Source organism: Actinoallomurus bryophytorum, assembly GCF_006716425.1.
GTDB lineage: Bacteria > Actinomycetota > Actinomycetes > Streptosporangiales > Streptosporangiaceae > Actinoallomurus > Actinoallomurus bryophytorum.
In genome coordinates, this window is record NZ_VFOZ01000001.1 from 7,586,493 (window position 1) to 7,607,015 (window position 20,523).

General features: G+C 71.5%; 18 protein-coding genes and 1 tRNA gene. 11 read left to right on the forward strand and 8 right to left on the reverse strand.

All coding sequences use genetic code 11. The annotated features are described in order from the left end of the window. Nucleotides 1–112: 112 nt before the first annotated feature. Nucleotides 113–406 (reverse strand): antibiotic biosynthesis monooxygenase family protein, encoded by a 294-nt coding sequence (locus FB559_RS35115; protein ID WP_141961215.1) that lies wholly within the window; start codon nt 404–406, stop codon nt 113–115. A gap of 161 nt (nt 407–567) precedes the next feature. Continuing rightward, nucleotides 568–1,698 carry a M20/M25/M40 family metallo-hydrolase gene (locus tag FB559_RS35120; RefSeq protein WP_141961216.1) on the reverse strand — a complete coding sequence of 377 codons (1,131 nt, stop codon included), beginning with the start codon at nt 1,696–1,698 and terminating at the stop codon, nt 568–570. A 67-nt stretch (nt 1,699–1,765) separates the two neighbouring features. Between FB559_RS35120 and FB559_RS35125 the strand changes: the two genes are divergently transcribed. Together FB559_RS35125 and menC are read left to right on the forward strand one after the other, a co-directional pair. After that, on the forward strand, nt 1,766–2,536 hold the full coding sequence (locus tag FB559_RS35125; RefSeq protein WP_141961217.1) for a GNAT family N-acetyltransferase: 771 nt from the start codon (nt 1,766–1,768) through the stop codon (nt 2,534–2,536). 20 nt (nt 2,537–2,556) lie between these two features. Then, the gene (gene menC, locus FB559_RS35130; protein WP_141962129.1) at nt 2,557–3,693 is read left to right on the forward strand and encodes an o-succinylbenzoate synthase; all 1,137 of its coding nucleotides are present in this window, start codon (nt 2,557–2,559) and stop codon (nt 3,691–3,693) included. On the opposite strand, the gene FB559_RS35135 is transcribed toward menC, so the two are convergent. Both FB559_RS35135 and fdhD read right to left on the reverse strand, forming a co-directional pair. After that, nucleotides 3,659–4,576: an alpha/beta fold hydrolase gene (locus FB559_RS35135; protein ID WP_246122337.1), complete on the reverse strand. Its 918-nt coding sequence runs from the start codon at nt 4,574–4,576 to the stop codon at nt 3,659–3,661. The two genes, menC and FB559_RS35135, sit on opposite strands and share 35 nt — an antisense overlap. Nucleotides 4,577–4,616: 40 nt before the next feature. Next, nucleotides 4,617–5,426, reverse strand: a complete 810-nt coding sequence (fdhD, locus tag FB559_RS35140) for a formate dehydrogenase accessory sulfurtransferase FdhD (protein WP_141961219.1) — start codon at nt 5,424–5,426, stop codon at nt 4,617–4,619. A 73-nt stretch (nt 5,427–5,499) separates the two neighbouring features. Here fdhD and fdh point away from each other — a divergent pair, with 73 nt between their 5' ends. From fdh to nrfD, 3 genes are read left to right on the forward strand one after another with little or no spacing between them, the layout of a single operon-like run. Next, nucleotides 5,500–8,694: a formate dehydrogenase gene (fdh, locus tag FB559_RS35150; RefSeq protein ID WP_246122339.1), complete on the forward strand. Its 3,195-nt coding sequence runs from the start codon at nt 5,500–5,502 to the stop codon at nt 8,692–8,694. Nucleotides 8,695–8,697: 3 nt separating this feature from the next. After that, nucleotides 8,698–9,537 carry a 4Fe-4S dicluster domain-containing protein gene (locus FB559_RS35155; RefSeq protein ID WP_141961222.1) on the forward strand — a complete coding sequence of 280 codons (840 nt, stop codon included), beginning with the start codon at nt 8,698–8,700 and terminating at the stop codon, nt 9,535–9,537. A 26-nt stretch (nt 9,538–9,563) separates the two neighbouring features. Beyond that, nucleotides 9,564–10,472, forward strand: coding sequence for an NrfD/PsrC family molybdoenzyme membrane anchor subunit (gene nrfD, locus FB559_RS35160; RefSeq protein WP_141961223.1), 909 nt, complete (start codon nt 9,564–9,566; stop codon nt 10,470–10,472). Here the strand turns inward: nrfD and FB559_RS35165 are convergent. From FB559_RS35165 to selD, 3 genes are all read right to left on the reverse strand, one after another. Beyond that, complete coding sequence (locus FB559_RS35165) at nt 10,459–11,295, reverse strand: LppU/SCO3897 family protein (RefSeq protein ID WP_141961224.1); 837 nt, start codon at nt 11,293–11,295, stop codon at nt 10,459–10,461. The two genes, nrfD and FB559_RS35165, sit on opposite strands and share 14 nt — an antisense overlap. A gap of 186 nt (nt 11,296–11,481) precedes the next feature. Next, entirely contained in the window at nt 11,482–12,972 is a 1,491-nt protein-coding gene (locus tag FB559_RS35170) for a peptide MFS transporter (protein ID WP_141961225.1), read from the reverse strand. Between the two features lie 56 nt (nt 12,973–13,028). Next, on the reverse strand, nt 13,029–14,015 hold the full coding sequence (gene selD, locus FB559_RS35175) for a selenide, water dikinase SelD (RefSeq protein WP_141961226.1): 987 nt from the start codon (nt 14,013–14,015) through the stop codon (nt 13,029–13,031). 112 nt (nt 14,016–14,127) lie between these two features. Here selD and FB559_RS35180 point away from each other — a divergent pair, with 112 nt between their 5' ends. From FB559_RS35180 to FB559_RS35190, 3 genes are all read left to right on the forward strand, one after another. After that, nucleotides 14,128–15,921, forward strand: a complete 1,794-nt coding sequence (locus FB559_RS35180; RefSeq protein WP_141961227.1) for an AMP-dependent synthetase/ligase — start codon at nt 14,128–14,130, stop codon at nt 15,919–15,921. Nucleotides 15,922–15,984: 63 nt separating this feature from the next. Then, nucleotides 15,985–16,278, forward strand: coding sequence for a DUF6412 domain-containing protein (locus FB559_RS35185; protein ID WP_141961228.1), 294 nt, complete (start codon nt 15,985–15,987; stop codon nt 16,276–16,278). Between the two features lie 72 nt (nt 16,279–16,350). Then, nucleotides 16,351–17,055 (forward strand): YidC/Oxa1 family membrane protein insertase, encoded by a 705-nt coding sequence (locus FB559_RS35190; RefSeq protein WP_141961229.1) that lies wholly within the window; start codon nt 16,351–16,353, stop codon nt 17,053–17,055. Nucleotides 17,056–17,185: 130 nt separating this feature from the next. On the opposite strand, the gene FB559_RS35195 is transcribed toward FB559_RS35190, so the two are convergent. Beyond that, nucleotides 17,186–17,851 (reverse strand): hypothetical protein, encoded by a 666-nt coding sequence (locus FB559_RS35195; protein WP_141961230.1) that lies wholly within the window; start codon nt 17,849–17,851, stop codon nt 17,186–17,188. Nucleotides 17,852–18,076: 225 nt separating this feature from the next. Here FB559_RS35195 and FB559_RS35200 point away from each other — a divergent pair. From FB559_RS35200 to FB559_RS35210, 3 genes are all read left to right on the forward strand, one after another. Beyond that, a tRNA-Sec gene (locus FB559_RS35200) sits at nt 18,077–18,172 on the forward strand. A gap of 801 nt (nt 18,173–18,973) precedes the next feature. Further along, nucleotides 18,974–19,897 (forward strand): GNAT family N-acetyltransferase, encoded by a 924-nt coding sequence (locus FB559_RS35205; RefSeq protein ID WP_141961231.1) that lies wholly within the window; start codon nt 18,974–18,976, stop codon nt 19,895–19,897. 58 nt (nt 19,898–19,955) lie between these two features. Continuing rightward, complete coding sequence (locus FB559_RS35210; RefSeq protein ID WP_141961232.1) at nt 19,956–20,519, forward strand: TetR/AcrR family transcriptional regulator; 564 nt, start codon at nt 19,956–19,958, stop codon at nt 20,517–20,519. Nucleotides 20,520–20,523 lie beyond the last annotated feature (4 nt).

The window sequence follows — 20,523 nt, forward strand, 5'->3', positions numbered from 1 at the left end:
ATTGCACGAACACCACGAAACCTGCCACACCACTACGGCTGATCAGCCATTTTCAAGATGGTGGATCTTCAATGGCGTGCGCGGGACATCTTGGCGAGGTGTCGCGATCGCCCTACGCCACGATGTCGTCGAAATGCTCGACGACCGGGGCTCCTGCCAGATAGGGACCCAGCAGCGCGCCGAACTTCGCGAACCGCTCGGTGCCGACGAAGTTGTCCAGGTGCTTGTCCTTCGACTCCCATTCGACCACCCCGACGAACCGGGTCGGTGACTCGCCGCTCTGCAGCATCCGGGCGCTGAGGCACCCGGGAGTCGTGGCGAGGAGTTCGTGCGCCTCCTGATAGGCGGCTGCGAACGCGGCCTCCTGGCCCGGCTTGGTGTCGATCAGCGCGATCTCTGTGACCATCGATGGGTCCCCCCGTCTTGTGCATGTCACGTGGGCGCACAGGCCCGCGAGTCGGTCGAGTATTCCACCTGTCACATCGGCACTACCGGCGCGCGGGAGTCGTGAAGGTGACGCGGTGAGGTTTTTTCGGTGATATCGAGCCCGGAGCGGGCCTGCGGCGGTCAGACGGGCGTCGTCATGATGCCCGCGAGGAGCGCGGCGCGTTCGGCGAGGCTCGTGACGTCGACCGCCTCGTCCGCGGCGTGGGCGCCCCGGCCACGGGGGCCGAAGCCGTCGAGGGTGGGGAGGCCGAGGGAGCCGGGCAGGTTCGTGTCCCCGGCCCCGGCCGCCGGCCGGCCGGTGATCCGCTGGCCGAACGCCGCCCCGACCCGGGCGACCTCGTCCAGGAGCGGGTCGTCCGCGCGCTCCGGCCAGGTGGGACGGCTGGACAGCACCGTGACCTCGACGACGGCACCCGGTCGGCGCGGCTCCGCCCCGGTCAGTGCGGAAAGGACCTGCCGCTCGGCCTCGGCCGAGGCGAACCGCAGGCCGATCTCGGCGGACGCCTCGCCGGCGATCACATTGGCCCGGCTGCCTCCCGCGATCCGCCCGACGTTGAAGAGCGTCGTGCCGTCGTCGGGGACGGCGGCGCGGGCCGCCGTGACCTGGTCGAACAGCTCGTCGATGGCGGAGACGCCCTTGCCGGGATCCAGGGCGGCGTGCGCCTCGCGACCGCGTACGGTCAGCAGGATCCGGGTGCTTCCCCGGCGTGCGGTCTTGAGCGCCCCGTCCGGGTGCGGCGACTCCAGGCCGAGCACGGCCACCGCACCGTCCAGCGCGCGTTCGATCACCGTACGGCCCGCCGGGCTGCCCACCTCCTCGTCCGCGACCGTGACCAGGCGCACCTGACGGGCGAGAGGCACGTCCAGGGCGGCCAGCGCGCGCAGCGCCATCTCCACCGCCACCAGACCGGCCTTCATGTCGTAGGTCCCCGGCCCGGTGATCGTCGTGCCGTCGTCGGTGTACGGCATGGACGCCAGCCGCCCGACCGGCCAGACGGTGTCGTAGTGGCCGACCAGCAGCAGGTGCCGGCCGTCGCCGGGGCCGAAGACCGTGACGAGATGATCGTCCTCGCGGGTGACGTGGCCCCCCACCTCGCGGTGGCCCGCCTCGATGAGGGCGGCGCAGCGTCCGAGCGCGGCGGCGTCCCCGGAGGGCGATTCGGCGAAGGCGTACGAACGCAGCCGGTCGCGGCCGAAGGGCAGCAACCCGGTCGTCGCGTCCGCCAGGGCCGCGGTGAGGTCAGTGTCCATACATTTGATATTAAACTTGCCATCAAGCGAACGAATTGATCGTTTCAATGTCCGAGACGAGAAGGATTTGCCGCTCTCTCCGCCCATCACCGTACGATCGCTGACCACTGCCGCCGAGATGCGTGCCGGAGTGGAGGTCTACCGCACGGCGTTCGCACTCTCCGCGACCGACCCGGCGGTCAGTCCCCGGCTGCTGGCCGCGCTCGCGCGCAACGCAGGCTCGGTGATCGGGGCCTTCGCGGGGGGCGAACTGGTCGGCTTCACCTACGGCTTCCTCGGCTCGGACAACTCGACCGTCTACCATTACTCCCAGGTGGCGGCGGTGCTGCCGGCCTGGCAGGGCAGGGGAGTGGGCCGTACACTCAAGCTGAGCCAGCGGGATTACGTCCTGTCCACCGGCATCACGGTGATGCGCTGGGCCTTCGATCCCGTGCGCACCCACAACGCGCATTTCAACTTCGACGTTCTGGGCGCCACCGGCCGCTGGTTCACCCGCGACCTGTACGGCGTAGAGGACTCGGGCCGCGACCCGGGCATGCGCACCGACCGGCTGATCGTCGAATGGGACCTGGTGGCCGGCGCCGCACGTGACCTGCCGCGCCCGCCGCACACCGGCTGGGGCGAGGCGCGACAGGACGAGGACGGCGACATCCTGCTCGGGATGCCGCGCGACTGGGACGCCCTGGTCGCACGTGACCGCGGCGCCGCCCACCACCTGCGCGACGATCTGGCCGCCGAGATGACGCGGCTGACCGGCGACGGCTACCGCGCGGTCTCCTGCCAGACGTGCGACGGTCACACGGCCGTCTACCGCTTCCAGCCGGGTACGGGGGGCTGAGTCCAGTGCCAAGGGTGACCATGGTCGAGGCGTTCCGGGTGAGCCTGCCGCTCGTGCACGCCTTCCAGACCAGCTCGCACCGCAAGTCGCACCTCGAGCACATCCTCGTCCGCGTCCAGGACGCGGACGGCGAGGCCGGCTGGGGCGAGATCGCCTCGCCGAGCGACCCGTACTACAGCCCGGAGACGGTCGACAGCTGCTGGCTGATGCTCGAGCGCTACCTCGGGCCCGCGCTGCTCGGCGCGGTGTGGGACCACCCCGCCGACGTCGGCGCCCTCTGGGCGAAGATCCGCGGCCACCGCTTCGCCAAGGCCGGGCTGGACATCGCGTGCTGGGACATGTGGTCGCGGTCGGCGGGCATGCCGCTGGCCCGTGCGCTCGGCGGTGAGCGTAAGGCCATCGCGGCCGGCGTGAGCCTCGGCATCGAGCCGACGGTGACCGAACTCCTCGCCCAGGCCGACCGGTACGCCGCCGAGGGATACCGCAGGATCAAGCTGAAGATCGCGCCGGGCTGGGACGTCGAGCCCGTACGCGCCGTCCGCCGGGCGCATCCCGATCTCGCCCTGCACGTGGACGCCAACGGCGCGTACACCGAGGAGCAGCGGGAGGTCTTCGCCGAGCTGGACCGCTTGGGCCTGACGATGATCGAGCAGCCGTACCCACCCGGCGCCCTGTCCGCCCACGCGCATCTCCAGTCGCGGCTGGAGACCGCCGTCTGTCTCGACGAGTCCGTGGACGACCTCGATCAGCTCGACTCGGCCATCGAGCTGTGCGCCGGGCGCGTCCTCAACATCAAGGTCTCCCGCATGGGCGGCCTCACGACCGCGCGCGCCGCGCACGACCGCGCCATCGAGGGCGGATGGCGGGTCTGGTGCGGAGGAATGCACGAGTTCGGCGTCGGCCGCGCCGCGAACGTCGCCATCGCCTCCCTGCCCGGCTTCACCCTGCCCAGCGACGTCTCCGGCTCGGACAAGTACTACGCGCACGACGTGGTCGAGCCGCCCGTCCGCGCGATCTTCGGCGGGGTCCCGGTGCCGACCACGCCCGGCCTGGGCCACGAGGTGGACGAGCCGCTGGTACGCCGGATCGCCGCCGCGACGCTGAGGCTCGGAGAGGCGGCCGTTATCGTCCGGCCGGGCACTTCCCGGCCTGCGTGATGTGCTCGCCGATCAGCCGGGCGATCTCCGCGGGCTGGGTCAGGGGCACCCAGTGCGGCGCGCGGACCGGGCGTACCTGCAGCCGCTCGGCGAACGGGCGTGCCGCCTCGGCGGCCAGCGCCGGCGTCACGAAGGCGTCGCCGGTGGGCACCACGACCTGGGTGGGCACGGTCGTACGGCGCTCGCCCGGGGAACGCCGGGCGGCGAGCACGTTGGCGCGGTAGAGGTTCACCCCGGCCGCGGCGTCCTCGGCGAGCGTGGGCGCCGGATGGCGGCCACCGGCCGGCACGCCCTCGGTGCGTTCGAGCAGCCCCTCCCAGCGTCGGGCGAGCACGTGCCGCCAGAAGAGCTCGGGCACCACGGGCACCTGGAACGCCGCGATGTACCAGGAGTGGACCAGCTGCCGCGCCACCGCGCGCACTCCGGAGGGACGGCGCAGGTTGGCACGGCTCCAGTACGCGGCGTGGTCGAGGCACGGACCCGCGATCGAGGTGAAGGAGGCGAAGCGCTCCGGCATCGCGCTGACCGCCTCCCACGACTGGATCGACCCCCAGTCGTGACCGGCCAGGTTCACCGGGACACCGGGGCTCACGGCGTCCAGGACGGCCGCCATGTCGGCCACGAGATGCTCGAACCGGTAGTCCTCACGGCGGCCCGGACGCGAGGACGCGCCCGCGCCCCGCACGTCGTAGGTGATGACGCGGAACCGCACGGCGAGCCGCTCGGCCACGGCGTCCCAGACCGCGTGTGTGTCCGGGTAGCCGTGCACGAGGAGCACGGCCGGTCCCTGGCCGCGTTCGTAGACGGCCAGATCGACGCCGTCGCCGCGGACGCGCCGCATGCTCACGCCGGGCGCCGCGTCACCCTCAGTGTTATTGGACACGGCGTGCAATATATGCCGCCGACGCCCCATCGGGTCAAGCTCATCCCGGCAGCCTCTCGGTACCGGTGTAGACGTTCATCGACGGACCGCGCAGGAACCCGACGAGCGTCATCCCCGCCTCGGCGGCCAGGTCGACCGCGAGAGAGGACGGCGCGGAGACCGCGGCCAGCACGGGGATGCCCGCCATCAGCGCCTTCTGGGTGAGTTCGAACGACGCGCGCCCGCTGACGAGCAGCACATGCCCGGTCACCGGCACCCGCTTGTCCTTCAGCGCCCAGCCGATCACCTTGTCGACCGCGTTGTGCCGGCCGACGTCCTCGCGCATCGCCAGGAGCGTGCCCTCGGCGTCGAAGAGTCCCGCGGCGTGCAGCCCGCCGGTGCGCTCGAAGACCCGCTGCGCCTCGCGCAGCGTCTCCGGCAATCCCACCAGCACCTCCGGGTCGAGGCGCGTCGTGTCCGCCCGGACGTCGTAGGCCGTCTTCTGCCGGATCGCGTCGATGCTCGTCTTGCCGCAGACCCCGCACGCGCTGGTCATGTAGAACGAGCGCTCGACCGACGCGTCGGGCGGCTCGACGCCCTCGGCGAGGGCGACGTCGATCACGTTGAGGGTGTCGGTGTCGGCGCAGTAGCGCATCGAGACGATGTCGTCGGCGGTGCGCACGACGCCCTCGCCGTGCAGGAACCCGCTCACCAGGTCGAAGTCGTCACCCGGAGTCCGCATGGTGACCGACAGAGGCCGCCCCGACAGCCGGATCTCCAGGGGTTCCTCCACCACCAGCGTGTCCGGGCGCCTGCGGGTCCCGCGCTCGTCGATGTGGGCGATCCGCCGCCGTACCGTCACTCGGCCCATGCCCCCGACGCTACAGCTCGCCTGGCCCCTCCAGGCAGGGGGTGGTAGCAAGATCGACCCTTGACGATGTTGAATGGGGCACGTGGGCATCGAGTATTGGCCGATACTCCGCCAGCTCACCGGTTCCGACCGGCTGGGACGTGGCCAGGCCGCGCGGTCGAAGGGCACGGACGCGCTTCAGGCGCGTACCGGCCGGGCCGACCGCGTCGTGGACTCGATCTGCCCCTACTGCGCGGTGGGCTGCGGGCAGAAGGTCTACGTCAAGGACGAGAAGGTCATCCAGATCGAGGGCGACCCGAACTCCCCGATCTCGCGCGGGCGGCTCTGCCCCAAGGGCTCGGCCAGCAAGCAGCTCGTCACCTCGCCCGGACGCCAGACCCAGGTCCTCTACCGGCGGCCCCACGGCACCGAGTGGGAGGCGCTGGACCTCGACGACGCGATGGACATGATCGCGGACCGGGTCCTCGACGCGCGGCGGAGCGGCTGGGAGGACACCCACGACGGCAAGCGGGTCCGCCGCACCATGGGCATCGCCAGCCTCGGCGGGGCGACGCTCGACAACGAGGAGAACTACCTCATCAAGAAGCTCTGGAGCGCGCTCGGCGCGATCCAGATCGAGAACCAGGCCCGTATTTGACACTCCGCCACCGTCCCCGGTCTGGGGACCAGCTTCGGGCGCGGCGGCGCCACCGGGTTCCAGCAGGACCTGATGAACGCCGACTGCATCATCATCCAGGGCTCGAACATGGCCGAGTGCCACCCGGTCGGGTTCCAGTGGGTCATGGAGGCCAAGGCGCGCGGCGCCAGGATCTTCCACGTCGACCCGAGGTTCACGCGGACCAGCGCGGTCGCCCACCGGCATGTGCCCATCCGGGCCGGCAGTGACATCGTGCTGCTCGGCGCGCTGGTCAACCATGTGCTGAGCGGCGGCCACGACTTCCGGGAGTACGTCCTCAACTACACCAACGCCGCGGCCATCGTGAGCGACGACTACCGCGACACCGAGGACCTCGACGGGCTCTTCTCCGGCTTCGACGCCGAAAAGCGGGAGTACGACCCGACGAGCTGGGCGTACAAGGAGGCGGACGCGCAGGCGGCGGCAGGTGAGGGCGGCGAGGAGGGCCGCTCCCACGAGCACGGGCCGGGCGCGACCTTCGAGGCGACCCCGTCGGAGACCGGTCACGCGCCACAGGGCGACGACACCCTCCAGGATCCGCGCTGCGTCTACCAGGTGCTGAAACGCCACTTCGCGCGGTACACCCCGGAGCTGGTCGAGGAGATGTGCGGCATCGGCCCGGCGGCGTTCGCCGAGATCGCCGACGCGGTCGTCGTCAACTCCGGCCGTGAGCGTACGACGGCGTTCGTCTACAGCGTCGGCTGGACCCAGCACACCGTCGGCGCCCAGTACATCCGCACCGCCGCCATCCTGCAGCTCCTGCTGGGCAACATGGGACGGCCGGGCGGCGGCATCCTGGCGCTGCGCGGGCACGCGAGCATCCAGGGCTCGACCGACATCCCGACCCTGTTCAACCTGCTGCCGGGCTACCTGCCGATGCCGTACGCGCACGAGCACGAGGACCTCGACGGCTATCTCGAGCGTGCGGCCGGCGACACCGGATTCTGGGGCAACAAGCGCGCCTACATGGTCAGCCTGCTCAAGGCGTGGTGGGGCGACGCCGCGACCGCCGACAACGACTTCTGCTTCGACTACCTGCCGCGGCTGACCGGTGACCACGGCACGTACCACACCGTGATGGACCAGATCGCCGGCAAGGTCAAGGGCTACTTCCTCATGGGGGAGAACCCCGCCGTCGGCTCGGCCGGCGGGCGGCTGCAGCGTCAGGGACTCGCCGCGACCGAATGGCTGGTCGTCCGCGACCTCAACATGATCGAGAGCGCGGAGTTCTGGAAGAACTCCCCGGAGATCTCCGCCGGTGAGACCACTCCGGAGCAGATCGCCACCGAGGTCTTCTTCCTGCCCGCGGCCTCGCACGTCGAGAAGGACGGCACCTTCACCAACACCCAGCGGCTCCTCCAGTGGCACCACAAGGCGCTGGACCCGCCGGGCGACGCGCGCAGCGACCTGTGGTTCATGTACCACCTCGGGCTGCGCGTCCGTGAGCGGCTGGCCGGTTCCACGGACCCCAACGACCGGCCCGTTCTCGACCTCACCTGGGACTACCCCGTCGAGGGACCGCACGACGACCCGTCCGCCGACGCCGTGCTCCGGGAGATCAACGGGTACGACGCGGACGGGAAGGCCCTGCCGGGGTTCACCGCCCTCAAGGACGACGGCTCGACCACCAGCGGCTGCTGGATCTACTCCGGCTGCTACGCCGACGAGGTCAACCAGACCGCGCGCCGCAGGCCGGGCCAGGACCAGTCCTGGGTCGCGCCCGAGTGGGGCTGGGCCTGGCCGGCGAACCGCCGCATCCTCTACAACCGGGCCTCGGCCGACCCCGAGGGCCGGCCCTGGAGCGAGCGCAAGGCCTACGTCTGGTGGGACGGCGAGCAGTGGACCGGCCACGACGTTCCCGACTTCGAGAAGGGCAAGCCGCCCTCCTACGTCGCACCCGAGGGCGCCAAGGCGCAGGACGCCATCGGCGGCGCGGACCCGTTCATCATGCAGACCGACGGCAAGGCCTGGCTGTTCGTGCCGAAGGGACTCGTCGACGGCCCGCTGCCGGCGCACTACGAGCCGCAGGAGTCGCCGGTCGGCAACCCGCTCTACTCCCAGCAGGCCAGCCCCACCCGCCAGCTCTATCCGCGCCGGGGCAACCGCTACCACCCCGGGGGCGGCACCGTCTATCCGTACGCCTTCACGACGTACCGGCTCACCGAGCACCACACGGCGGGCGGGATGAGCCGGTTCCTGCCCTACCTGTCGGAGCTGCAACCGGAGATGTTCTGCGAGGTCTCCCCGGCCCTGGCGGCCGAGCGCGGGCTCGTCAACGGCGGCTGGGCCACGATCATCACCGCCCGTACCGCGATCGAGGCCCGCGTACTCGTCACCGACCGCGTCCGGCCGCTGCGCATCCAGGGCCGCACCGTCCACCAGATCGGGCTGCCCTACCACTGGGGTTCCTCGGGCGTCGTGACCGGCGACTCGGCCAACGACCTGCTGCCCATCGTGCTGGACGCGAACACCCACATTCAGGAGAGCAAGGCCGCGACCTGCGACATCCAGCCCGGGCGGCGACCCCAGGGCGCCGCGCTGGGCGCGCTCGTACGCCGCTATCGCCGCCGTGCGGGAATCCCGGAGGACTAGAAGATGACCAACAGTCTGTTCGGACCGCTGCACGACGTCGCCGAGGAGGCGGGCTATGCCGATCCGCCGGAACGTGCGGGGTTCTTCACCGACACGTCGGTCTGCATCGGCTGCAAGGCCTGCGAGGTGGCGTGCAAGGAGTGGAACGCCATCCCCGAGGACGGCTACGCGCTCACCGGGATGTCCTATGACAACACCGGCGCCCTCGGGGCGAGCACCTGGCGGCACGTCGCGTTCATCGAGCAGTCCGCGCCGCGCGAGGTCGACCAGGGGGACGGCGCCAGCCGGTGGCTGATGGCCTCGGACGTGTGCAAGCACTGCACGCACGCGGCCTGCCTCGACGTCTGCCCGACCGGCGCGCTGTTCCGCACCGAGTTCGCCACCGTGGTCGTGCAGCAGGACATCTGCAACGGCTGCGCCTACTGCGTCTCGGCCTGCCCGTACGGCGTGATCGACCGGCGCGAGGACGACGGACGGGCGTGGAAGTGCACGATGTGCTACGACCGGCTGGGCGACGGCATGGAGCCCGCGTGCGCCAAGGCCTGCCCGACCGACTCCATCCAGTACGGCCCGCTGGACGAGCTGCGCGAGCGTGCGCGCGAACGCCTCGGCGACCTGCACGACCAGGGCGTCACGGAGGCGCGCCTCTACGGCGAGGACGAGAACGACGGCGTCGGCGGCGACGGCGCGTTCTTCCTGCTGCTGGACGAGCCGGAGACGTACGGCCTGCCGCCGGACCCGGTGGTCACCACGCGCGACCTGCCCGCGATGTGGAAGTGGGCGGGTGGCGCCGCGGCGGCCCTGGCCGGATGCGTCGCCGTTTCGTTCCTGGGCAGGCGCTGATGCCCCGCCGCGGTGGCGAGGAGGCGATGGTCCCGCGTGCCGAGTTCGGTTCCTACTACGGACGTCCCATCCTGAAGCGGCCGCGCTGGAAGGCGCCGCACATGCCGGGCTACCTCTACTTCGGTGGGCTGTCCGGCGCGGCGGCGACCATGGCGGCGATGGCGGACGCGACCGGGCGCCGGCGGCTCTCGCTCACCGGGAGACTCACCGCGCTGACTGCCGCCGCGGCCGGCTCCGCGCTGCTCATCGACGAGCTCGGCCGGCCCGAACGCTTCCTCCACATGCTGCGCGTCTTCAAGCCCACGTCGCCGATGAGCGTCGGCTCATGGGTGCTGGCCGCGCACGGCGGCCTGACCGGCGCGGCGGCCGCCTCCGCGGTCACCGGCATCGCGCCCCGGCTCGGCCGGGCCGCGGGAGCCGGGGCCGCCCTGACCGGCCCGGTGCTCGCCACCTACACGGGCGTGCTGATCGCCGACACGGCGGTGCCCGCCTGGCACGAGGGCTACCGGCATCTTCCGCTGCTGTTCGCCGGGAGCGCGCTGGCCAGCGCGGGCGCCGTGGGGATGGCGGCCGTGCCCGGCCGTGAGGGCGCCCCGGCGCGGCGGATGGTCGTGCTCGGCGCCGGACTGGAGCTCGCCGCCGCCGGCATGCTCGAACGCGGCAAGGGCATGCGCGAGGAGCCCGAGCTCGTGTCCGAGCCGTACCGCATCGGACGCGCGGGCGCGCTGCTGCGGTACGGGCGCGCCCTCACGGCGGCGGGAGCGGCCGGCACCCTGGTCGCCGGCCGCAGCCGCACCGCCGCCGTCATGTCCGCGCTGGCGGTCACCGGCGGCGCGCTGTGCACGCGCTTCGCGGTCCTCTACGCGGGGCACGCCTCGGCAGAGGACCCGAAGTACACCGTCGTGCCCCAGCGCGCTCGTGTCACACGTGCTTGAGGCAGAGCACGTAGCTGAGGAAGCTGTACTTCTTGCTCTTGGCCCAGAACGCCGTCGTGTAGCCCGAGACACTGCGGCACTTGGTCCGGTCCGCGGTGCCGGTGAACTTCTTGAGCACCTTGTACTGCGCCGAGCCGCAGCTGGCACGGAGCATCTTCAGGTGCGGCGACTTGCCGGTGATCCGCACGCAGTCGCCGGCCTGCACCAGCATCGACTGGTCCAGGCTGGAGGACGGAGTCGGTAGCGGCGGGATGGTCGGTGGCGAGAAGCTCGGCAGGGTCGGGAACGCGGTCGGCGGCGGGACGGTCGGCAGGGTCGTCGGCGGAGTGCTCACCGCGACCGGAGGCTTCGGCGCGGGATCGTCCCCGCTGCTCAGCGCGTAGACGATGGCGCCGCCCCCGCCGAGCAGCACGAGCGCGGCGACGGCCGCGACCGCGATGACCGGACCGGAGTTGTTCTTGCCGGGCGGACCCGGCGGACCGGTCGGCGGGCCCCACCCGCCGGGACCCATGGGGTCCTGCGGGCCGTACCCTCCGGGGCCCTGCGGGCTCCACGAAGGTCCACCGGCGCCCGGGTCCTGCGGTCCGTACGCGCCGCCGCCCTGCTGGTCCCAAGGCGATCCGCCGGGCGGCTGCTGGCCGCCGTACGGAGGCTGCTGACCGTACGGGGCCGGCTGGCCGTACGGGGGCTGCTGTGGCCCGGGCGGCCCGCCCGGATACGGCGGCTGTTGAGAAGGTTGCTGTGGGGGATAGCCCCCGGAACCCTGACCCTGTGGCTGGTCAGGGTAGGACTCTCGGCCGTAGCCCTCCGGTTGCTCATGCACGAACGGCCGCCCCTTCATTTCCCCGCAAAACGTGTCCTCATACCCAACTAGGACTCCGCCTGCTGTGCAAATTCTGCTTTACCTATAGACGGTAGGTTTCGCCGTTCGGATCCCACTGATTGCGACATGTCCAAGTTCGGTCAGTGTTCGGATGATTAATGGCTGCCAGTGAGGGGTTCGCGGAGTTCAGGCGCGCGGCGGCGCGTGCTCGGCCATCATCACGCGAAGCGGCCTGATCCCGGCCGCGAGCGCGGCGCCGGTGGCGACCGCGATGAGCCCCAGCAGCAGAAAGTAGACCGGCTCGGACAGGACCGTCCCGGCGAGTCGCGTCATCTGCCCGCCGACGGCGTCGCCGACCGCGACGGCCAGGTACCACAGGCCGATCATCTGGCTCGCGAAGGCCTTCGGGGCGAGCTTGGTCGTCACCGACAGCCCCACCGGGCTGAGGCACAGCTCACCGGTGGTCTGGATGAGATAGGTGACCACCAGCCACAGCACCGAGACCTTGGCGCCCCGCGTGGCCTCGGCCGCCGCGAACATCATGATCACAAAGGACAGCCCGACCAGCACCATGGCGACGGAGAACTTGAGCGGCGTGCTCAGCCGGGTGCCCGTTCGCACCCACAGGGCCGCGAACACCGGGGCGAGCAGGATGACCATGATCGGGTTGATCGCCTGCAGCCAGCTCGAGGGCATCTCCCAGCCGCCGACCGACAGGTCCGTCTTGTTCTGCGCGAAGGTCGACAGTTCGGTCGCGGCCTGGTCGTAGACCATCCAGAACATCGAGGCCGCGACGAACAGCCAGACATAGGCCCTGAGCCGCGCACGCTCGTCCGGGGTGATCTCGTGACTGCCGAAGAACATGAACGCGAAGTAGGCCACCGCGACGATCAGAGGGATGACCGCGAGCGCCCAGGTGACGTTGTCCAGGGTCAGGGTGCCGGTCGCCACTCCGAGCAGGACCACGGCGACCACGGCGGCGCAGCCGGCGGCGACGGCCGTACGGAGATGGCGGCGTTCCTCCGCGGTCAGCCGCCGCGGCGGCCGCCCGTCCGGCAGATGGCCGCGGCCGAGGACGTACTGGACGAGCCCCAGCGCCATGCCGACGGCGGCCATGCCGAAGCCGAGATGCCAGGAGACCTTCTGCCCGAGCGTGCCCACGACGAGAGGGGCGAGGAACGCGCCGAGGTTGATGCCCATGTAGAAGATGGAGAAGCCGGCGTCCCTGCGGGCGTCCTCGTCCTGCCGGTACAGGTGGCCGACCAGCGTGGCGATGTTCGGCTTGAGCAGGCCGGTGCCCGCGATGATCAGCGTGAGCCCGAGATAGACGAACGCGGCTCCGCCGGGAATGGCCATCGCGATGTGCCCGAGCATGATGACCAGGCCGCCGTACAGGACCGCGAGGCGGGGTCCGAGCACCCGGTCGCTGATCCAGCCGCCGGGCAGCGTGACCAGGTAGACCATGGCCGAGTAGACGCCGACCAGCGCCTTCGCCGTGCCGCCCCGCAGGCCGAGCCCGCCGTCGGCGGCCGAGGCGGCGAGGAACAGCACGAGAATGCTGCGCATGCCGTAGAAGCTGAACCGCTCCCACATCTCGGTCATGAACAGCGTCGCGAGCCCACGTGGATGCCCGAGGAAGCGGCGTTCGCGCCGCTCCTCGGTCGCCGATGTGGCCATGCGGTCTCCCCCGAATCTCCGCAGCGGCCATGCGAGTGTTTCGTACCCTCGGTGATCTATCGGCGAACGATCAACGTGGACGTTTCCCGGCCGACGAGCTCACCGACGATCGGCGCGCCGGGGACCTCGCCGGCGACGAGAAGCCCGCCGGAGGTCTGGGCGTCGGCCAGGAGCAGGCGGTCCTCTTCGGAGACCTCGCCGAACTCGGTGTGCGGTGTCACCCACGCGAGGTTCCGCTGGGTGCCGCCGGAGACGTAGCCGTCGCGTACGGCCGCCCGCGCGCCGTCCAGGTAGTCGACCGCCGACGCGTCGACGACGGCCGTGACCCCGCTGGCGCGGGCCATCTTGTACAGGTGACCGAGCAGGCCGAAGCCGGTGACGTCGGTGGCGCAGCCGTGGCCACGCTCGAGTGCGGCGCGTGACGCCGCCGCGTTGAGAGTCGTCATCGTCTCGACCGCCTGGGGGAAGACCTCCCCGGTCGCCTTGTGACGGGTGTTCAGCACGCCGACGCCCAGCGGCTTGGTCAGGCAGAGCGGCATCCCGGGGCGCCCGGCGTCGAGCCGCAGCAGGCGGTCCGGGTCGGCGAGCCCGGTCACGGCCATGCCGTACTTCGGCTCCGGGTCGTCCACGCTGTGACCGCCCGCGACATGACAGCGCGCCTCCCGCGCCACGTCGAGCCCGCCGCGCAGCACCTCGCGTACGAGGTCCATCGGCAGGGTGTCCCGCGGCCAGCCGAGGAGGTTCACCGCGACCAGGGGACGGCCGCCGACCGCGTACACGTCGGACAGCGCGTTGGCCGCGGCGATGCGGCCCCAGTCGTACGGGTCGTCGACGACCGGGGTGAAGAAGTCGGCGGTGGCGACCACGGCCTGCCCGCCCTCGATGCGCACCACCGCGGCGTCGTCACCGTCGTCGAGGCCGATGACAAGATCGTCCGGGCGGGTGGTGTCGATGAGGCCGGCCACCACCGCCTCGAGCTCTCCTGGGGGGATCTTGCAGGCGCAGCCACCACCGTGGGCGTACTGCGTGAGGCGATACTTCATCGGACCCTCCGAATAGGTGTTCCACGATTATCCTGTCGTGGACCTTGTCCGAATCACGTTCTACATGGTGCGATGCTGCATTGTAAGCGGGCACTGACGACGGAGGCATGGAATGGGTGTGCTGGAGGAACGGGCCGAGGTCGAAAAGGAGATCGAGGGCGAGACGATCGCCGATGTCCTTCAATCGACGGCGTCGCAGTACCCGGACGCTCCCGCCTTCACCCAGGGTGAGGAGACCCTGACCTGGTCCGACGTCCGGCAGCGGGTGCTGCGGATCGCCGCCGCGTTCACGGCGCTCGGGCTGGAGCCCGGCGAGACCGTCGCGCTCATGATGCCCAACCGCACCGAGCACGTGCTGGCCGACCTCGGAGTGGTCCACGCCGGGGGGATCCCGACGACCTTCTATGCCACCCTCGCGCCGGAGCAGGTGGCCTACGTCGCCGCCGACTGCACCGCGCGTTACGCGGTGCTGGACGGCCCGGACCAGCTCGAACGCTGGCGGCCGATCCTGTCGCAGCTGCCCGACCTGCGGGCGGTCATCGTGCTGAACGACTGCCCCTCGGGCTCGCCGTACCTGTCATGGGAGTCGTTCCTCGACCTCGGCGAGGGGACCTGCGACCGCTGGCGCGACCTCACCCCCGACTCCACGCTGACCATCCTCTACACCTCCGGCACGACCGGACGGCCGAAGGGCGTGGTGATCAGCCACAGCATGGCGCTGTACGAGTGCCGCGTGTCGGAGCGCACCGCGAGCCTGCCGTCCCAGAGCGTCGGTGTCTCCTACCTGCCGTTCGCGCACATCGCCGACCGGGTCGTCAGCATCTACGTGCCGCTCGTACGCGCCTCGCACGTGTATTTCTGCCCGGACCCGGCCCAGCTGGCGGCCGTACTCGCCAAGGCACGCCCGCACGGCTTCTTCGGCGTGCCACGTGTGTGGGAGAAGATGATGGCCGCCATCCAGGCGGCGCTCGGCGCGGAGCAGGACGAGTCACGGCGCGATGCCGTCGCCGCCGCGATGGAGGCCGGGCGTGCCTATGTCGAGTCGTGCGAGTACGGCCGGTCGACCACGCCGGAGGTGCTGGAGGCGTTCTTGCGCGCCGAGGAGGCCGTGCTGTCGCCGATCCGCTCCCTCATCGGCCTCGACCGCGCCCAGCACACGCTGAGCGCCGCCGCGCCCCTGCCCATCGAGGTCGCGCGCTTCTTCGCCGGCCTGGGCCTGCGCATCCTGGACGTGTACGGGATGACGGAGACGACCGGCGCGGTCACCGCGAACACGCCGGACGCCTTCAAGCTCGGCACCGTCGGCCGTGCCATGCCGGGCATCGAGATCCGGCTGGCCGAGGACGGCGAGATCCTGGTGCGGGGCGGCACGTGCACGCACGGGTACCTGAACCTCCCCTCGGCCACCGCCGACTTGCTCGACGCGGACGGCTGGGTGCACACGGGTGACCTGGGCGCGATCGACGCGGACGGGTTCCTGAGCGTCGTCGACCGCAAGAAGGAGATCATGATCACGGCGGGCGGGGAGAACATCGCGCCGTCGCTGATCGAGAACCTGCTCAAGGAGCACCCCCTGGTGGGCCAGGCGCTGGCGTACGGTGACGGCCGGCGCTACGTCGTCGCCGTGCTGACGCTGGACCCGGAGGTCGCCCCCGTATGGGCGGCGGCGCACGGCGTTCCGGCGGACCTGGCGGCGATGGCCACCGACCCCGCCGTGCTCGAGGAGATCTCTTCGGCCGTCGACGCCGCCAACGCCCGGCTGGCGCGGGTGCAACAGGTCAAACGCTGGCGCCTGCTGCCGGACCAGTGGACCGCGGAGAGCGAGGAGCTGACGCCGACGCTGAAGCTCAAGCGCCGCGTCATCCACGCCAAGTACGCCGGCACCTTCGACACCTTGTACCCGTGATCCTCGGTCCGGTTCATACCGGTCTGGCGGGAACCCTGGGAGATCGGCGGGCGTCTTAGGGGCATGACCCGGATCCTGGCCGTCACCGTGACGGCACTGATCGCGAGCTGGAACGCCGCCGACGCGCTGACGCCGTCGACCGTCCTGCTCGCCGCGGCGGCCCTCGCCGTCGCCGGGTTGGTCATCCTGGCCGCCCGTCGCCCCGCGGCGAGCGTCGCTCCCGGCGTCCCGGCCGGTCACGCGTCACTGCGTGAGCGCGCCGGCCGTACGGTCTTCATCCGGCTGCGCGACCCCGACGCCGCCGGCCGGCCACGCCCCCGAGCACCGTCGGCCCTGGCCAGGGCCGCACACGCGTAGCTTCTGCCTTTCCTCGCACGCCCGTACGGCCCTTCCGTGTGTCCTCCCGCAGACAGACCTGAAGGGTTCCAGATGTCGCATCTTTGGGACGCCGCCGTCGGCGTCGCGTACGACCTCGTCACCGGACTGACGTCCGCTCTCACCCCCGTCGCCGGAGGCCTGGCCGCCGCCGTCGCCATCGTCGTCTTCACCGCCTGCGTACGGCTCGCCCTGCTGCCGCTGAGCCGCCGCCAGGCCAGGGCGGGCCAGGCGCGGCTGAGGCTCGAACCACGGGCCAGGAAGATTCGTGAACGCCACCGCGCCGACCCCGTACGTGCCCACCAGGAGCTCGCGGCCCTCTACCGGGCGGAGGGCACCTCGATGTGGGCCGGGATCGGCCCGTCACTGCTCCAGCTCCCGGTCTTCTCCGTCGTCTACCGGATGTTCCTGTCCCCGGCCGTCGGCGGGCACGCCAACCTGCTGCTGGCCCACACGCTGCTCGGAGCCCCGCTGGGGGAGCGCTGGCTGTTCGGAGCGGGCGCCTTCGGCCCCCACGGGCTGGTGTTCCTGGCCCTCTTCGCCGCGCTCGCCGTGGTCGGCTGGTGGACCTCCCGCACCATGTACCGCTACCAGGCGCCACCGCCGGGCGCCCTCGGCAAGGTGATGCGGGTGGTCCCCTTCACCACGCTCGCGGTCGCGGCGTACGTCCCGCTCGCCGCGGGCCTGTACCTCCTGACCACGACCATCTGGACCGCGGCCGAACGCGCCCTCCTCTGGCGCGGCCCGGTCACGGCGTGACCGCGCGCGGCGGCTCTCCCGGTCTTCCCAGCCGGGAGAGCCGCCGCGCTTCCGCCGGCGGCCCCCGCAGGCCGCCGGCCGCCCGAGAAGCCGCCTGCCCTCCCGTTAACGGGCGGCTCGTCGCGTGGGGTCAGCCGGTGACCGGCAGGTCGCTGTCGACCGGGGTCGGGGCGGGAGCCTCGCCCGGCGAGGTGGAGGTGCTCGGCGTCGGGGAGGGCGTGCCCGTGTCGGTCGTCGTCGGGGTGGGGGTCGGCTTCGGCTGGTGCGGCCGGCACTTCAGGCCCGCGAGATGCCCCGTCGTGCCCGCGACGCTGTCCTCGGACATGTGCTCCCGGCACGTCCGGTAGTCCCAGTGCCACGGGTCGATGCCACTCGTCGTCGCGGCCGTGAAGTAGTGCACGGGCCACTGGCCGGTCGCCGGCCCGGCGCTGCCGGAGTAGTGCTCGCCGGGTACGCAGTGCGGCTTGGCGGCCGAGGTGACCGTGTAGTCGCCCCGCCCGGCGAACACGCCGGTGACCGCGTTCTGGATCGTGTCGCCGGAGTCGGACCTGGTGCCGGCGATCGTCGTGAAGTGCCCGAGGTCGGTGATGTGCGCCTTCCACGTACCCTCACTCGCGGCCCGGATCGTGGTGATGCGGACGAACGTGTCGTTCGCCCACGGCGGGCTCGCGTTCTCCGGATGCGCCGTGAACGTGGCTCTGCAGGTCACGGCCCCGCTGCTGTGCGCGTAGGCGACGGCCGGCACGGCGAGAACACCGAAAGCCGCTGCCGCCGGCAGGGCGAGGAACTTGTTCATGTCGGACCTTCTCCGCTGGGTGTACAGACGGAGACGCTGCGGAGTGACGGCTGGTTGTCGTCGTGGCCCGATCAGGACAGGCTGACGGCCGAGTCGGATGGGACGGAGGAGGCGGCCGCCGCCTTCCGTTGTGACCGAGGCGCGCCCCGATGACCTTCCGGGAGCGGCGCCGGCGACCCGTCACGGCACCGGATGTGCGCAGGTGGGTGCACTAGGGTGACGCGTGGAGGCGTGAGGGTGCCTGGTGGCCCTCCTGGTCTTCAAAACCATTGGACGGCGCTCGGCGTCGTCGGCGGGTTCGATTCCCGTACGCCTCCGCCACTCTCCACCGGCAGCGGTTCCGTGCCGGCGGGTTCGATGTCCACCACGACCATCTTCTCCAGCCGGTAGAGCTCGAGGTCGGCGCGATCGGACTCTTCGCCCGCACGGATCTGGTGGAAGCGGAAGGTCGCGTTCGTCTCGTTCGCGGACAGGACGCAGCGCACCGGGCCGGGCTCGTCCAGCCGGTGGACCAACGTGGCGAACTCCAAGGCGAACGCCATGCCATGGAGGAGCAGCGTCCGCTGGTCGTCCTCCGTGATGACCGGTGCGTCATCGACGATCTCCACCCTCACCGGGACGACGTCCTCCAGGTGAAACGAGCTGTCCGCGTCCTCCCACGCGGTGAGATCGGCGGAGCCCGCGGACCCGCGATCGGCGGCGCCGGACGAGTCCGCCCAGGTGAGCACCTTCCCGCGGCGGACGATCCCCGTACTGATGCGCTGCCGGAGACCGGGCGCCAGGCCACCGGGCGGCGCGAGCGAGGGAGACCCGGCCACCATCCCGAGCATCAGCGCGGCGGCGTCGTTCATCCTCAGCGACATCACGCGGCAAATGATCGCAGCGAAGCCCGTCCCGCGCGTCCGCCGGACCGTCCGGGACCATGCGCGGCGAGTGAAAACGGTTTGCGGTGGGGCCGGGACGGAAGGTAGGACTGGCGGCCGGCACCTCACAAGAGGCCCGTAGTGGTGAAAGGAGGGACGAGCCGATGAGTCCGCATTTCACCACGCTCGGCCCCTCCCGGGGCGCGGAAGGCCGCTGACCTCGGGAACGGACGGCGTGCTTCTCCCCGGAGAGTCCGTAATGAACGACCTGACCGTGCGTCCGATCACCGGATCGGACGAGCTCGACCTGTTCAACCGGCTGCCCTATGTCCTCAACGACGAACTGGCCGGCGATCTCGCCGCCGGCCGCCGGCGGCCCGAATGGATGTGGATGGCCCTGCGGGGCGATCGGCCGATCGCCAGGGCCGCGTGGTCGGCGCGGCCGTCGCACGACGAGCCGTGGCTCCTGGACATCTTCGACCTGGCCGGCGGGCCGGAGGCCACGGACGCGGGTGTACGCCTGCTGAAGACGGCGATGGCCGAGGTCGGAGCGACACCGCCCTACGTCCGTTTCGTCGGCCCGCGCTGGCGCGAGGACCCGGAGGAACGCCGGGAGGCCGAGGTCCGCATGTCCGCACTCGAACGCACCGGCGCCCGGCTGTTCGTCGAGCGCCTGCGGCTCGAGTGGCGGCGCGGCGGGCCCGTGCCGGAGCCGGGCGAGCGGCTGGTGTTCCGGCCCGCCGGCGACGCCGGGGAGCTCATCGCGCTGATGACCGAGGTCCTCGAGGGGACCCTGGACGCCTACAGCCGCCAGGAGCTGACCCGCGGGTCCGCGCGCGAGGCGGCCGGCGCGCAGTACGAGGACGAGCTGGCCGGCTACGAGGGTCCGCGTGAGTGGTGGCGGATCGCGGCACTGCCGGGCGGAGAGCCGGTGGGGTTCGTGATTCCCACGCGTAACGCCTACGGCGCGATCATCGCCTACCTCGGCGTACGGCCCGCGCATCGCGGCAACGGCCACGTCGACGCGATCCTCGGCGAGGGCACGAGGATTCTCGCGAACGCGGACGTGCCGCGCATCCGCGCGAACACCGACCTCGGCAACGTGCCGATGGCACGGGCGTTCGCGCGCGCCGGTTATGTCGCGTTCGAGCACCAGATCGACATGACGTGGAGCCGGACCTGACCGTGGGCCGTCGAAACGCCGTCCCGGCTGGGGACGGTGCGCGCCGTATGCTGACGCCGTGCCCAAGCTGTGGAACGAGACGATCGAGGCACACCGCGCGGCGGTGCGTGACGCGACGCTGGACACCACCGCGGCGCTGGTGGCCGAGCACGGGCCCGCGTCGGTGACGATGTCGAAGATCGCCGAGCGGACCGGCATCGGCCGCGCCACGCTGTACAAGTACTTCCCGGACGTCGAGACGATCCTCACCGCCTGGCACGAGCGCCAGATCGGCGCCCATCTCGACCACCTCGCCCAGATCCGCGAACACGCGGCGAACCCACTCGAGGCGGTGCTCGAGGCCTACGCGTTCATCGCGTACGAGCACGACGCCGGCGACCCGCTCGCCGCGATGCTGCACCGCGGCGAGCACGTCGCCGAGGCCCAGCGACGGCTGCGCGGCTTCGTCCGCGACCTGCTCGCCGAGGGCGCGCGTGCGGGCGAGGTCCGCGGCGACGTGGCCCCCGACGAGCTCGCGGGTTACTGCCTCCACGCCCTGACGGCCGCCGCCGGCCTGCCCTCGAAGGCCGCCGTCCAGCGGCTGGTGACCGTCACGATGGCCGGGCTCCGCGGACCGGCCTGACGTC

Bases quoted from the DNA above. Each gene is read 5' to 3' on its own strand.
- FB559_RS35115 (WP_141961215.1), bottom strand. From the start codon at position 406: ATGGTCACAGAGATCGCGCTGATCGACACCAAGCCGGGCCAGGAGGCC.
- FB559_RS35120 (WP_141961216.1), bottom strand. From the start codon at position 1,698: ATGGACACTGACCTCACCGCGGCCCTGGCGGACGCGACGACCGGGTTG.
- menC (WP_141962129.1), top strand. From the start codon at position 2,557: ATGGTCGAGGCGTTCCGGGTGAGCCTGCCGCTCGTGCACGCCTTCCAG.
- fdhD (WP_141961219.1), bottom strand. From the start codon at position 5,426: ATGGGCCGAGTGACGGTACGGCGGCGGATCGCCCACATCGACGAGCGC.
- FB559_RS35155 (WP_141961222.1), top strand. From the start codon at position 8,698: ATGACCAACAGTCTGTTCGGACCGCTGCACGACGTCGCCGAGGAGGCG.
- nrfD (WP_141961223.1), top strand. From the start codon at position 9,564: ATGGTCCCGCGTGCCGAGTTCGGTTCCTACTACGGACGTCCCATCCTG.
- FB559_RS35170 (WP_141961225.1), bottom strand. From the start codon at position 12,972: ATGGCCACATCGGCGACCGAGGAGCGGCGCGAACGCCGCTTCCTCGGG.
- selD (WP_141961226.1), bottom strand. From the start codon at position 14,015: ATGAAGTATCGCCTCACGCAGTACGCCCACGGTGGTGGCTGCGCCTGC.
- FB559_RS35180 (WP_141961227.1), top strand. From the start codon at position 14,128: ATGGGTGTGCTGGAGGAACGGGCCGAGGTCGAAAAGGAGATCGAGGGC.
- FB559_RS35185 (WP_141961228.1), top strand. From the start codon at position 15,985: ATGACCCGGATCCTGGCCGTCACCGTGACGGCACTGATCGCGAGCTGG.
- FB559_RS35190 (WP_141961229.1), top strand. From the start codon at position 16,351: ATGTCGCATCTTTGGGACGCCGCCGTCGGCGTCGCGTACGACCTCGTC.
- FB559_RS35195 (WP_141961230.1), bottom strand. From the start codon at position 17,851: ATGAACAAGTTCCTCGCCCTGCCGGCGGCAGCGGCTTTCGGTGTTCTC.
- FB559_RS35205 (WP_141961231.1), top strand. From the start codon at position 18,974: ATGAACGACCTGACCGTGCGTCCGATCACCGGATCGGACGAGCTCGAC.